The organism is Streptomyces spinoverrucosus (assembly GCF_015712165.1).
Lineage (GTDB): Bacteria > Actinomycetota > Actinomycetes > Streptomycetales > Streptomycetaceae > Streptomyces > Streptomyces spinoverrucosus_A.
Genome location: NZ_JADPZX010000001.1, coordinates 51,170 through 64,647, shown reverse-complemented (window position 1 = coordinate 64,647; position 13,478 = coordinate 51,170). Strand labels below are relative to the sequence as shown.

Annotated in this window: 9 protein-coding genes; 6 read left to right on the top strand and 3 right to left on the bottom strand. The window is 71.1% G+C overall.

Annotation, left to right across the window (positions count from 1 at the left end):
* Nucleotides 1-9: 9 nt before the first annotated feature.
* Nucleotides 10-729 carry a hypothetical protein gene (locus I2W78_RS40005; protein ID WP_230885274.1) on the bottom strand — a complete coding sequence of 240 codons (720 nt, stop codon included), beginning with the start codon at nt 727-729 and terminating at the stop codon, nt 10-12.
* A gap of 90 nt (nt 730-819) precedes the next feature.
* On the opposite strand from I2W78_RS40005, the gene I2W78_RS00325 reads away from it, so the two are divergent.
* The 3 genes from I2W78_RS00325 to I2W78_RS00310 all read left to right on the top strand — a co-directional run bounded on the left by I2W78_RS00325 (nt 820) and on the right by I2W78_RS00310 (nt 7,587).
* The gene (locus I2W78_RS00325) at nt 820-3,831 is read left to right on the top strand and encodes an AfsR/SARP family transcriptional regulator (protein WP_196455887.1); all 3,012 of its coding nucleotides are present in this window, start codon (nt 820-822) and stop codon (nt 3,829-3,831) included.
* A 79-nt stretch (nt 3,832-3,910) separates the two neighbouring features.
* Entirely contained in the window at nt 3,911-4,366 is a 456-nt protein-coding gene (locus I2W78_RS00320) for a VOC family protein (protein ID WP_196455885.1), read from the top strand.
* Nucleotides 4,367-4,821: 455 nt separating this feature from the next.
* Nucleotides 4,822-7,587, top strand: coding sequence for a helix-turn-helix transcriptional regulator (locus tag I2W78_RS00310; protein WP_196455883.1), 2,766 nt, complete (start codon nt 4,822-4,824; stop codon nt 7,585-7,587).
* Between the two features lie 223 nt (nt 7,588-7,810).
* Here I2W78_RS00310 and I2W78_RS00305 read toward each other — a convergent pair whose 3' ends face one another.
* Together I2W78_RS00305 and I2W78_RS00300 are read right to left on the bottom strand one after the other, a co-directional pair.
* Nucleotides 7,811-8,389: a UbiX family flavin prenyltransferase gene (locus I2W78_RS00305; protein WP_196455881.1), complete on the bottom strand. Its 579-nt coding sequence runs from the start codon at nt 8,387-8,389 to the stop codon at nt 7,811-7,813.
* Between the two features lie 505 nt (nt 8,390-8,894).
* Nucleotides 8,895-9,530 (bottom strand): hypothetical protein, encoded by a 636-nt coding sequence (locus I2W78_RS00300; RefSeq protein ID WP_196455880.1) that lies wholly within the window; start codon nt 9,528-9,530, stop codon nt 8,895-8,897.
* Between the two features lie 432 nt (nt 9,531-9,962).
* On the opposite strand from I2W78_RS00300, the gene I2W78_RS00295 reads away from it, so the two are divergent.
* The 3 genes from I2W78_RS00295 to I2W78_RS00285 all read left to right on the top strand — a co-directional run bounded on the left by I2W78_RS00295 (nt 9,963) and on the right by I2W78_RS00285 (nt 13,470).
* Nucleotides 9,963-10,175: a transposase gene (locus I2W78_RS00295; protein WP_196455878.1), complete on the top strand. Its 213-nt coding sequence runs from the start codon at nt 9,963-9,965 to the stop codon at nt 10,173-10,175.
* Nucleotides 10,176-10,657: 482 nt separating this feature from the next.
* Entirely contained in the window at nt 10,658-11,272 is a 615-nt protein-coding gene (locus I2W78_RS00290; protein WP_230885271.1) for a hypothetical protein, read from the top strand.
* Nucleotides 11,269-13,470: a bifunctional serine/threonine-protein kinase/ABC transporter substrate-binding protein gene (locus I2W78_RS00285; RefSeq protein ID WP_196455876.1), complete on the top strand. Its 2,202-nt coding sequence runs from the start codon at nt 11,269-11,271 to the stop codon at nt 13,468-13,470. The genes I2W78_RS00290 and I2W78_RS00285 overlap by 4 nt, the downstream gene beginning before the upstream one ends.
* The last annotated feature ends 8 nt before the right edge of the window (nt 13,471-13,478 follow it).

The window sequence follows — 13,478 nt, the reverse complement described above, 5'->3', positions numbered from 1 at the left end:
TCGAAGCAGTTACCGGCCGTCTCGAACATTCTGCAGGCCCTCGCCGAGCTCCTGCGCGGCCCGCTGTCTTTGCAGTTGCGGGCCCGGCATGTGACCCTCGTCGAGGATGAGGGCGTCGGGGCGGACGCATTCGCGGATCCGTTTCTCCCGGGTGCGATCCGCGTGGCCGCCGACGAGGTCAGCGAGGACGCGGCTGGCTTGGCGAAGCGTACGCGGCCGCCCTGGCGGACGGGAGGTGGCCGAGGGTTTGGGCGATGTGGTGTGGATCTTGCCGACACCGACGGGGCCGAAGAGGATGACCGACTCGCCGACGGTGAAGTCGAACTCCTCCAGGGTGACCTGCTTCTCGAACTTCGCCCGCTGCAACGCGCCGTAATGGGTGGCTGGTTCGGCGCAGGCTTTGTTGATGTTCGGGTCGTAGAGGTCGGGATTGTCGACGCCGGTCCTGAGGTTGTCCGGGACGAGCGGGCGCGGGACGCCGCCGAAGTAGCGGAAGGCCGCGATGTGAGCTTCCGTCCACGCGGGTGGTCCAGGTGAAGCACCGGGCGGACGGACATGTGCCGCGAGCACGGCAAGCCCATTACGAAAGCCCAGACCCGATGGCGTTCCCGGTTCGAGGGTCGATCCACCGCCGAGGAAGCCGTAGTCGATCTGGGCCGTGACCTGCGACCTTGCAATTTCGTCTGGAAGCGTCGCGTGTACCCAGCGGCGAGACGAGGAGATCGGCAAACCTTCGGAAAAGCTTGAATCCGCCTAGAACCACAGGTCCGTGGCGCCCAGAGTGTGGCGTAGAGATGACCAGGTGACGCAGGGGGTGTGATGGCCACGCGCTTCGGGCTCCTCGGGACGATCGAGGTACGGCGGAACGGTGTCCCGATCGACGTGGGACACGCGATGCAGCGGCGAGTGCTGGCCGCGTTGCTCGTCGACGTGGACCGGGCGGTGTCCCCCGACGCGCTGGTGGACCGGGTATGGGGGGAGGCCGAGCCGACGTACGGCCGCCGGACACTGTACGGATACGTCTCCCGGCTGCGGGGCGCACTGGCGGCCTGCGGCGCGGCCATCACACGGGAGCGGGGCGGCAGCTATCGGCTGACGGTCGAGCCCTCGATGGTGGACGTACACCGCTTCCGCGATCTGTCGGCCCGGGCCCGGAAGGCGGGCAGTGACGGGCAGGCGGAGGCACTGTGGCGAGAGGCCTTGGCGCTGTGGCGGGGCAGCGCCTTCGCCGGGATGGACACCCCGTGGTTCAACGCGCAGCGCCATCTCCTCGACGGCGAGCGACTGGCCGCCCAGCTGGAGCTGGTCGATGTGCGGCTGCGCCTGGCGCAGCACGATGGGATGGTGAGCGAACTGGCCGCCCGGGCCGAGGCGTATCCGCTCGACGAACGGGTGATCGGGCAGCTGGTCCTGGCCCTGTACCGGTGCGGAAGGCAAGCCGAAGCGCTGGAGGTGTACGAGCGCGCTCGGCGGCGACTCGCCGACGAGCTGGGTGTCGACCCCGGCGCGGCGTTACGACGGCTGTACGAACGGATCCTCGCCGGCCATCCGGAGCTGGCCGCGCCCCTCTCCGCTGCACCGCCCGCCACCACGAAACCGGCCGGCAAGAGCGGCACGGTGGCGAACCCGCCAATGGCACGCCAGCTCGTACCCCGGCTCCTCCCGGCGGACCCGTCACTCTTCGTCGGCCGCAAGGACGAGGTGGACGAGGCTCTCCGGCTGCTCGGCGAAGAACGGCCCGGGCCGGTGACTCTGCTGATCACCGGCCCCGCCGGAGTGGGCAAAACCGCCTTTGCCGTACGTACGGGGCACCTGCTCGCCTCCCGCTTCCCGGACGGCCAGCTCCATGCGGACCTACGAGGCTTCGGCGACGAGCCGGCCGAGCCGTTCACGGTCCTCGGCACCTTCCTCCGCGCACTCGGCATCCCCGGCGGTACCGTGCCCACAGAGCTGACCGGCCGCATCCATCTCTACCGCACCCTGCTGGCAGGGCGGCAGATGCTCGTCGTCCTGGACAACGCCGCCGGCGCCCAGCAGGTGAGCGACCTCCTGCCCAGCGGCGTGCGCTGTGCCACCATCATCACCAGCCGGACGACCATGGCGGAACTGAGCGGCCGCCGGCTCCCTCTGGGCGTACTGGACCCTGCGACGGGGCTCGCCCTGCTGCGCGAGATGCTGGGCCGGGATCGGACCGACGCGGAGTGCGGGTCGGCCCGCTCCATCGTGGACACCTGCGGTGGCCTTCCTCTGGCGGTATGGGTCGCCGGTGCACGGCTGGCCGCTCGACCGCGCTGGCCCCTGGCCAAGGTGGCGCGCGCCCTCGCCGACGAGCAGCGCAAGCTCGACGAGTTGGCCGTCGGCCACATCGCCGTGCGGGCCAGCCTCGAACTGACATACCACCAGATGACCGCGGCGACGCAGCACGCTCTGCGGATGATCGCCCTGCTGCCTGGACCGAGCTTCGCCGCCTGGGCACTGGCCGCGCTGCTGGACGTGGGCGCCTCCGAGGCGGAGGCCCTCCTCGACGACCTGGTCGAGGTACACCTCGTGCAGATCGGGTCGGCGAACGCCACCGGAATCCGCTATCAACTGCACGACCTGGTACGACTGTTCGCCGGGGAGCGCGTGGAGCAAGACGTCCCCGAACGGGATCGCACGGCCGCGCTCACCCGATTACTCGGGGCGAGCCTGCACCTCGCCGACCTCGCCGCGGACGCCCTCAGCGTTGACTTCCAGGGCATCCCACAGCTGGACCTGGCCTCCTGGCGGCTGGCCGCCCCCGAGGCCGATCAACTACTCGCCGATCCGCTGACCTGGTTCAACGACGAACGTCAGTTCCTCATAGCCGTGGCCGAGCAGGCGCTGGACGGAACGGAGGGCGTCGCGCCCGCCGCCGGACTGGCCACCGCCCTCACGACCCTCTTCCAGGTCGGCAGCCACTTCGACGACTGGGAGAGGCTCCAGAACCGGGCGCTCAAAGCGGCCCTGAGCAGCGGCGACCGGCACAGCGCCGCGAAGGTCCACCGTTGCCTCGGCGAACTCACCACCATCCTCGACCGCTATCCGGAAGCACTGGACCACTTCCAGCAGGCCCTGCAACTCGCCGAGGGCCAGGGGCCCACGTACCGGGCAAGTGCCACAGCCGGGCTGGCTTATGTGCACCGGCTCCTCGGCCAGTACTCCTCCGCCATGCTCCACTTCGAAGAGGCCGCTCAGCTCGCCGAATCGGCAGGCAACGTCAACTGTCTCGTCTACGCGACCAACGGCCTCGGCGTCATCGACCTCGAGCAGGGCCGCGTCGAGGCCGCCGTCGCGCGGTTCACGAAGTGCCTGCGGGTCAGCCAGGTCGCAGGCTACCGGCCGGGGGAAGCGCAAGCCCTGCGATGCCTGGGCCAGAGCCATCGCGCACTCGGCGCCTACCCGGCCGCCGCCGACGCCTATCGGCAAGCCATCGCGATCAGTGAGGAGCTCGGCGACCGCCTCAGCGTCACACATGCCACCTGCTGGCTCGGGGACGTCCTGGTCCGGCAGGGCGAGCATCGGGAAGGACGCCGCCTGCTGGCCAGGAGCCTGTGGACCTACCGGGAGTTCGGCAACCTCTGGGGCGAGGCGGCGACTCTGTACGCGCTCGCCGAGGCACACCTCGCGGTGGGCCGTTCGGCACCCGCCCGCACGCGCGCCCAGGCTGCCGTCAGGCTCTGGAGGCAGATCGGCTCCAGCAGGTGGCTGGCCGTCGGCCTCGACACCCTGGCCGAGGCACACGCCCTGGCCGGCGATCACACGGCCGCGGATCGTGCCCGCGACGAGGCCGAACAAGTACGGACGGCTTGAGCCGGTGGCCCGCGGCTTTGCGTGGCTGCCGGGGCTTCTGTCAGACCTGGCTGTCAGACCTGCCTGGGATGCTCTGAGCATGGAGATGACAGTGCAGCTGACGATCGACTGTTCCGATCCGCAGAGAATGGTGACCTTCTGGGCCGAGGCCCTGGGCTACGCGCCTGAGCCTCCGCCGGGCGGGCACGCCACCTGGCGTGCCTACTGGGTGGCCATGGGGGTGCCCGAGGCAGAGTTGCCCGCCGGTGCCGGGGACATTGCGGAGTCGATCATCGATCCTGCGGGACGTGGACCGAGGGTGTGGTTCCAGCAGGTTCCGGAGCCGAAGGCCGCCAAGAACCGGTGGCACTTCGACCTGAAGGTCGGTGGGGGCCGTGACGTCCCCCTGGACGTCCGCGCACAGCGGGTCAAGGCTACGGTGGAACGGCTGGTCAAAGCTGGTGCCACCGTGCTGCGGATCAAGGATGAGCCGGACATGGGGCTCTACGCCGCCGCCATGCACGACCCCGAGGGCAACGAATTCGACGTCGTCTGAGGGCCGTTGCGACGGTGCTCGTCACAGCCACTCGTTACGGCTGCGACCAGCACAGTCGCCTCATAGCGGACGGAGAGCCTGTCGTACCGCGTGGCCACTGCCCGGTGCCTTTCAAATCGGTTGATCCCGCACTCGACCGCATGGCGCTCGGGGTAATCCACCGCGTCGAAACGCGGTGGTTGGCCGCCACGGGAGCCGAGCTTCCTGCCCGACTCCCAGACCTTCTCTGCCTGACACCCGCTCGACGGCCGGCGTCCCGCACCCGCGGGGCGCCGGCCATCGTGTTGCCATGTGGGTAGGAGCCCGGCCGCGGATATGTGATGACTCGGTGTGGTCGGGCGATACGCGTGCAGTCGGCGTTGTGTCGTGTGGTGGGCGATATCCTCGCGATTGTGGCGACTTCCGAGAGTCGGAGGCCTCCTGGGCAGCCCGCGGACTGCGGCTCTGGCGGCCTCGTGGGGCGCGCGGACGAACTGGCGCTGATCGACTCGCTGCTTGCCGACCAGGACCGCAGCGGGTACGGCCCCATGGGCCGCGGCTTGCTGTTGCGCGGTGATCCCGGGGTGGGGAAGACCGCCCTGCTCGACATCGCCGTGGCCCGGGGAAGTGCCGCCGGCTGGCGTGTGCTGCGCGCCTGCGGCGTGGAGTTCGAGGCCGGAATCAGCTTCGCGACGATCCACCAGATGCTGTACCCGCTGCGCGCGGACGTCGATCGGCTGCCCGGCCTGCAGCGCGACGTCCTCCATCGGCTCTTCGAGCTGACGCCGGAAGCGCTGCCGGATCCGCTGACCGCCGGGACTGCGGTACTCGCCCTGCTCGACGCGGCCGCCGCCGAATCCCCGCTGTTGCTGGTGGCCGACGACGCACCGTGGATCGACCCGGCCAGCGCCACGGTGCTGGCCTTCGCCGTGCGTCGGCTGGCTCACGCCCCCGTCGTGCTGCTGGCCGCCGGCCGTACCGGGCTGGAGGGACTCCTCCACCACGTCGGGCTGCCGGAAAGGATGGTGCGACCCCTGGACGATCAGTCGGCGTCGGAGCTTCTGGAGGTCCGATGGCCGGGACTGGCACCGACCGTGCGGCGCCGACTGCTGGCCCAGGCCGCGGGCAGCCCGCTGGCCCTCCAGGAGCTGCCGGCGACTCTGAACGACCGGCAGCGTTTCGGCGCACAGCCGCTGCCCAGCGTGCTGCCCCTCTCCGAGCGGCTGCTGGACATCTTCGCACCCGGGCTCGATCAGCTGCCCGGCACGACCAGGAAGGCACTCCTCCTGGCCGCACTGGCGGCCGACGACGGCCTGGGCACCATCAGGGCCGCGGCCCGGGGCTTCCTGGACCCGGACGACCTGGTCCCGGCACAGCGGGCAGGGATGGTCCGTGCCGACGCCGCCTCCGGCCAGGTCACCTTCAGCCATCCACTGACCCGCTCGGCGGTCGCGTATCTGGCCCTGCCGGGCGAGCGCCGGGCCGCGCACCAGGCCCTCGCCGACGCCTTGGCCTTCGACCCCGAGCGGCAGGCGTGCCATCTGGCCGAGGCGAGCACCGGACCCGACGAGGCCGTCGCCCGGGCGCTGGACAAGGCGGCCCTGCTCGCGCGGCGGCGCGGCCGCGCGTCGACCGCGGTGGCCACCCTCGTACGCGCGGGGGAACTCAGCCCGCACCCCGGAGACCGGTCCCGGCGCCTGGTCGAGGCCGCCCACCTCGCCACCATGGCCGGTCGGCTCGACCAGGTCACCTGGCTGCTGGCGGACGCCGGACAGACCCCGGAGACCCCTGACGCACTGGTCTTCACCGCCACCGCCCACCTGCTCACGAACAACGAGGGCGACGTCACCGCCGCGTACCGGCTGCTGACCCGGGCGCTGGACTCCAGCGAGGACGCCGGACCGGACTCCTGGGACAGGTACGGCATCCTCTATGCGCTGCTGCTGGTCAGCCTCTACACCCTGCGGCCGCAGCCGTGGGAGCTGCTCAGGAAGACCATGGCCCGCTTCGAGCCCGAGCAGGTCGTCTCCTTCCGGTTGTGCTACGACGCGTACGTCGATCCCACCCGCACCAGCGACTCCATAAGGCAGGGCCTGGCCCGCGCCTTCGCGGCGCTCCCTCCGGCCGCCGCCCCCTGGGAGGTCATTCCGCTGGCCTTCGCAGCGCTTGCGATGGACATCCTGTCCGAATACCGGTACGTGGTCCGCGGCATGATCGAGCGGGAGCGGGACGGTGGCGCGATCGCCATGGTGGTTCCCGGACTGATGCTGCTCTGCCAGGACTCCTACGTGCACGGGCAGTGGGACGAGGCCGAGGAGCTCGCGCTGCAGGGGCTGGAGCTGGCGACCCGCTACGGCTACTCGTTCTGGGAGCGTCAGATCAGGGCCGTGTTGTCATCGGGCGCCGCACTGCGCGGCGACGTGGACCTGGCCCGGTCCCGCAGCAAGGAGACCACCACCTGGGCGGCGCCTCGCGGCATGAGCGCCACCATGGCGTACGCCCTCTCGGCCCGTCATCTCGCGGCCATGGGCCAGGGAGACTTCGAGGAGGCCCACACCCAGGTGGCGCAGATCGATCTGCCCACTGCCCCCAGTGCCGGCATCCCGAACCGGTGGGTCGTGCTGGACCTGGTCGAGGCGGCGATGCGCACAGGCCGTCGCGAGGAGGCCCGAGCCCACGTCGTCGCAGCCCAGCGGGCCGGCCTCCACCGCATCGGCACGCGCATGGCGCTGATCACAGCTGCCGCGGCAGCCGTGGCCGCTGACGACGACGAGGCCGCCGCCCTGTTCGAGGCGGCCCTGGCCCTGCCCGAAGTCGCCCGCTATCCCTGGGAGCAGGCCCGCATCCAGTTCGCCTACGGGCAGTGGCTGCGCCGCACCCGCGACACCGCCCACGCCCGCATCCAGCTGCGTGCCGCCATGGAGACGTTCGACCGGATCGGCGCGCGAGCGATGGTGCAGCGGGCCCGCAACGAACTGCGCGCCACCGGCGTGGCCGCCGCCGGGCGGTCGGACACGGCAGCGCCGGAACTGACAGCCCAGGAGAGGCAGATCGCCGATCTGGCCGCCACCGGACTCACCAACAAGGAGATCGGCGCCCGCCTGTTTCTGTCCCCCCGCACGGTCGGCTCCCACCTGCACCGGCTCTTCCCGAAACTCGGCATCACCACCCGCGCCGCGCTCCGTGCCGCACTGGAAGCCCGCTATCCCGAAGCGCATTCCGGCGGTGAATTCCAGTCGTAGACGCGGCGCACGGCCTGCGCCCTCGTTACGACGGCTTCGTCGGCCAGTACCCAAGCCAGTCCGTGTCATTCGACGGATCCACGTCGTCGTCCAGGACGTAGACCACGGGGGACAGACGCCCGATCCGGTTGCCCCCAGCACCTCGCCGACGCGGTGCACGAACCGTGCCGTGTCCATCCGGGCAGCGCGCCAGTTTCTGCGGCAGGGTCAGTGCTGGTTGCCTTCAGAGTGGGGAATGGGGCATGCCGTTCCCGCGCTGTGCCGACGGCACACGAATGTCCAACTGGTCCAGAACGCGGACGACGACATGGCTGACCGGGTCCCCGATCGTCTCGGGCTGGTTGTAGAACGCCGACACCGGCGGGACGATCCTCGCCCCCATGCGCGAGAGCGCCAGCATGTTCTCCAGGTGGCTCTCGCTGAGCGGGTCCCGTGCCACGAGTACCAGCCGGCGCCCCTCCTTGAGCATCGCGTCGGCCGCTCGGTGAATGAGCCCCTCGGCACAGCCGGCGCATATTCCAGCCAGCGTCTTCAAGCTGCACGGTGCGATGACCATGGCGTCCACCCGCAACGACCCCGACGAGATAGGCGCACGTCGGTCGTTCCACGCGTACGTCGCATCCGCGAGATCGGTGACCTCGTGCGCCGACAATCCGGTCTCCAGCCGTACGGTCGTCCTGGCCGACGGGGACAACACCAGATGGGTCTCCACCTCCGGCTGCTGCCGCAATCTGCGCAGCAATTCGATACCGAACACGGCCCCGGTCACCCCTGTCATACCCACGATCATTCTCCGTGGCATGGGTATCCACCGCCTTCGCATTCGATGACTTCGAGCGGATGTCCTGGGTGCGAACGAGCCGCTCGAGACGGGCTGCGACCGATTCTTACGCCGCAGCAGGGCGGTTTCGCATGCGTCAGATGACTGAAAAAGACCGGGAGCGGTCGTGCCAGGAAGGCGACCGGCAAGCGGGCCTTTGGGTGAAGCCCCTGGTAGATGGGTTTTCGGCCAGCTGTCGGCCCGGCTGCGGGACCATCGCTGGCAACGCGGTAAGCGCTGCGGCGGCCGACCGCCGGTCGGCAGGCCCTGCCGGCGCCGGCCCACCCGGGCTGCGGGCACACCTACGCCCAGTGATCCTGGACGGCGCCCTGATGAGCGTACCCACGTCGCTGGGAGACACTCTCCGAGCCGTCCTCACCCCTGCACCTGACCTCGGCGAACTGAGGTTGGAAAGGCTCAGCTGCTCTCCTGCTGCCGAGCCGATCCACACGACGATGTCGGGGCACCACGATGCACGGCCGACGGCTCAGCGCGGCTGCTGCCCGCTGACGAGTGCAGTGGGCAGTGACGCGTCGAGGATCAGGTCACGCGGCAGCGCCAGTTCGAAGCGCTGCTCCAGCACGGCGAGAGAGGCACGGTGCGCCGTGTCCCTCTCCCTCTCCTCCGGGATTCCGGCGGCGATGATGTCAGCGCGGATGAGGTCGGCGCCGGGGCCGGTGATCTCCTGCGACCAGGTGCACATGTACATGTCGAAGCCGCACACATAGTCGTCGTCGTGGAAGTAGGCGAATGCGGGTGGCGGGACCTTCGGGTTCTGCTTCTCGTAGTAAAGCTCGAAGATGTGGACCCCTTCCCGGGATGTCCCGTCGTGGTGCGCGGGCCCGAGGACGGACGGCCAGTGGCCGTACGCTACGGCGAAGCCCAGGCCGGCGTGATCGCCGTAGCGGACGGCGATGCTGTCGGTGTCGCCGCGCTCGGCGTCGAGCCCGTCGATGAGCGCTTCGGCCTGCGGCCCGGTGGTGGCCTGGACCGGTACGGGGCCGCCGGTGGCGGCGAGGCGGGCGGCGAGCTGTTCGCCGGTCAGGCCCCTGGCCAGCTTGATGTAGTAGCCGAGCCAGGAGATGTCCTCGTCGGCTATCCATGTGATCCCGCCGGAACTCACTGCGTGTCTCCGTTCTCCGGTGTGCGCGGCCCGGGGTCGGCCATGTGACCGGCCCCGGGCCGCACTTGGCGTGTGCGTCAGTATCGTGCTCCCGGATGTCGCACTTGATCGTCGGCTTCGAGGCGTCGCACTCGTCGAAGCCCGGCGTCCGTTCAACTCGCCGCGAAGGTGAACTCGTCACAGGACGGCTTGTCGCCGGCGGAGATGCCAGTCACCGGTGGGTACTTGGGTGGCAGGATTTGGCGGCCCAGCCGTTCGGGCAGACGACCTTGCTGTTGGCGTCGGGGTCGCGGCCGTACTTGTTGCGCTCACCGTGCCCGCCGGTATCGCCCCCGCGGTCGGGGGGTAGCTCAGCGGCGCACCCTCGCGGATCTTCGCCCGGATCAGCCAGGTGTGCGCGGCAGCCGCCGGGGTCTTGGCGGTGCTGAACACATGGCAGGGCATGTAGTCCCGGAACACGCAGCCCGCCGGGGACCGGCCACCGCCGAGCCGCAGGTGCTGCGCCACCGACTGCCGGACGTCGGCGCCCGCCTCACCCACCGCGGTCGGCGTCTGCGCTTGCGGATGTCGGCGACCCGGCCCTGGAGACGCGAACTGGCCACGGCTTCCCACCGCCTTGCCGCACTGCGCCGTCCTACCGGCTGACAGGCGGACTTTTGACCGCTCACGCCCCGAAAGACCTTGGAGGACCCGACCCGGCGCCGGGTCTCCGCCGTGCCCGGACAACGAAATCACCCTGCCCGCCCGACAGCGGACGAATAGCGGCGTCTCATCACCCCAACCGAATCAGCTGCATCAACTGGGTATTTCCACAAGGTTAGTTGGCGTGGGTGATGGATGCGCGAGACTGCTCGCAGGGTACGGGGCATGGATGGGAGTGATGCATGGCCGGGTGGAGACCAGCCTTGGTCGTGGCGGCGGGGGCGCTGCTGGTGGGGTGTACGGGCGGGTCGGGTGGTGGGGGAGAGGCGGAGAAGGGGCCGAGTTCGAGCCCCCGTCCCAGCCCCAGTCCCAGCCCCACCAGTGCTTCGCCGTCGGAAGCGTCTGCCAACGACCCCTACACGCTCGCGGAGGAGCGGGCGCCCAGGACTCGGGGTGAAGCGGTCGAGTTCGTTCGGGGGCTCGATGTGCGGCCCGACTACTTCGGCACCGGGTACCGCAAGCGCGACCCCTTCGAGAGCGATCCGGCCGAGTGGGCCGTGCTCGACGAGGACTGTCTGTGGCGGCGCGAGGCGTTGCCGGACTCCGCGCTGGCCAGCCTCACGCGGGCGTTCGAGCTGCCGGAGAAGGGTGGTAAGGGGCCGGTGTACGTGTCGTTGACCGTCACCGTGCACGAGAACACCGTGGCCGCGCGGCGTGACATGGCCGGGGCGCTGGAGTCGGCGCTGCGGTGTCCCGAGCAGCGGCTGAACGCCACGGACGTGGTGCGCGGCCTCTATTCCCGGGTCGACGCCTCCAGCGACGGGCGGAACGCGGTCACCGATGACGACCTGACGGAGTCCGGGGAGTGGATCGCCGACGGCGGGAGCCGGGCGTACCCCTTCGACTGGTACAAGTTCCGGCTGGGGCCGGTCACCGTGGCCGCGACGGCGCGGCACGGCGCGGGCCGGAGCGAGGAGGAGGACACCGCCGTCACCGGCGAGATCTTCCGGGGAGTGAGCCTGGTCGCCACCGACATCGACCGCTGGGGCGAGGCGCGAGGCACGCAAGAGCCGGTCGCCACGAAGGGGGCGGAACAGTGAGCGAATCGTTGCGGTCCTCCGACCCGTCCCGCATCGCCGGGTTCCGGCTGCTGCGGCGGCTCGGCGCGGGTGGCATGGGCGTCGTCTACCTCGGGCGCACCGACGCCGGCGCCCTCGCCGCGGTCAAGGTGATCCGGGGGGAGAGCGCCGGTGACGTCGACTTCCGGGCGCGGTTCGCGCGGGAGGTGGAGCTGGCGCGGCGGGTGGACAACCCCTGGGTGGTGCCCGTCCTGGACGCGGACGCGGAGGCACGCGAGCAGTGGCTGGCCACCGCGTTCGTCCCCGGACCCGCCCTGTCCGAGGCGGTCGTGGCGCACGGCCCGCTGCCGACGCGTGCCGTCGGCGTCCTCGGCGGGCTGCTGGCCGAGGCGCTGGCCGCGGTGCACACCGCCGGCCTGGTCCACCGGGACGTCAAGCCGGGCAACGTCCTGCTCGTGCCGGACGGTCCTCGCCTGATCGACTTCGGCATCGCGCGCGCGGCGGGCGACACGGCGCTCACCGCGTCCGGGCTCGTGGTCGGTACGCCCGGATTCCTCGCCCCGGAGCAGGCCGAGGGGCGGCCCGCGTCGCCCGCGAGCGATGTCTTCGCGCTGGGCTGTGTCCTGGCGTACGCCGCGACCGGGACCCCGCCGTTCGGCACCGGGACGCCGGACGCACTGCTGTACCGCACCGTCCACGACGAGCCCGAACTCGGCGATGTGGAGGGCGAGTTGCGGACTCTGATGGAGCGCTGCCTGGCCAAGGACCCCGACGCCCGGCCCACGGCCGACGAAATGCGGCGGCTGCTCGCCCAGGACGCTCCGGACGGCTCCGGCGACTGGCTTCCCGATCCCGTCGCCCGGATGGTCGCCGCGCGGGCGGCCGAGGGCCTCGCTCTGCCCGACATCGAGCCCACGATCGTGGACGAGACGGACGCCCAGGACCCCGCGGACGCTCCCGTCCGGCACCCCGGCCGGCGCCGCCTGCTGCTCGCCGGTGGTGCGCTGTTGCTCGCGGGCGGCGGGACGGGAGCGGCGGTGTGGGCGACCGGGGACGACGGCAAGGAGCCGTCCTCCGGGAGCGGTGGGCGTCCCGTGTACGTCCTGGGCGTCCACACGGCGGCCGGCTCGGCCGACACCGCCGTCAGCCGGGCCTGCGAACGCGCCGCGCGCCTGGCCGTCGCCGAGCACAACGCCTCGCCGAAGCGGCTCTACGACCTGAAGGCGCAGGTCCGCGCCGACCGGGGCGACGCGGACTCCGCCCGGCAGGTGGCCCTCGCGTTCACCGCCGACCGCGATGTCGTCGCCGTGCTGGGACCGGTCGCCGAGATCCCCATGCAGGCGGCCGCGTCCGTCTACGCCGAGGCGGGGCTGACCCATGTGTCCAGCACCACGGGCTTGCAGGACTACTTCGCGACGTCGCCGAAGACGTCGTTCCAGAGCGGCGCCTCGCATCTCGCGCTCGGCACCTGGATCGCGTTCCACGCCCTGGCGAGCGGCCAGGTGGCGCCGGCCGGTGTCGTCATCGACCGGGCCGGCGGCTCGATCGTGCAGGACCAGGGCCCCCCACTGGTCACGGGCTGGCGCGACACCCTCGGCACGGAAATCCTTCCCCGCGTCGTGGCGGAGGGGACGAACGACAGCCCGCGGGCGATCCGTGACCTGCTCGACGCCGGTGTCGGCGACTTCGTGTACCTGGGCCCTCTGGACGCCACCGTGCGCGCGGCCGAGGAACTGGCCGCGGCCGGATTCACCGGGCCGCGCTGGATGCAGCACCGGCTGTACGGCTCGGACTTCCCGCGCCTCGCGGCCGCCGCGGGCGAGGGCTGGTACGTGGTCACCTCGGCCGTGGACCCCTCCGTACTGACGACGCGGCAGGCCAAGGACTTCACCACGGCCTGGCGGGGGCGCTATGGCGGCGCTCCGGAGCCGTATGCCACCGAGGCGTACGACAGTGTGCGGATGCTGCTCGCCGAGTTCGCCCGCACGGTCCCGGCCGGAGCCCGTCGCAGGCCGGTCCGGGCCGAGTTGGCCGAGCGGCTGGCGAAGGCGAAGTACAAGGGCATCGCCCGGACGTACACCTTCGGCGAGTATCACCACTACGACAACACCGGGGAGGGCTGGGCGGCCCAGACCTTCGTCCACCAGGTCCGCGACGGGCGCTTCCAGCAGCTGGGTTCGCTCGCCGACCTCAACGGCGCGGCCACGGCGCAGAGCTGACGAGGGCC

Coding starts and splice junctions, on each gene's coding strand:
- I2W78_RS00325 (WP_196455887.1), top strand. CDS start 820: ATGGCCACGCGCTTCGGGCTCCTCGGGACGATCGAGGTACGGCGGAAC.
- I2W78_RS00320 (WP_196455885.1), top strand. CDS start 3,911: ATGGAGATGACAGTGCAGCTGACGATCGACTGTTCCGATCCGCAGAGA.
- I2W78_RS00305 (WP_196455881.1), bottom strand. CDS start 8,389: ATGCCACGGAGAATGATCGTGGGTATGACAGGGGTGACCGGGGCCGTG.
- I2W78_RS00295 (WP_196455878.1), top strand. CDS start 9,963: ATGGCAGGGCATGTAGTCCCGGAACACGCAGCCCGCCGGGGACCGGCC.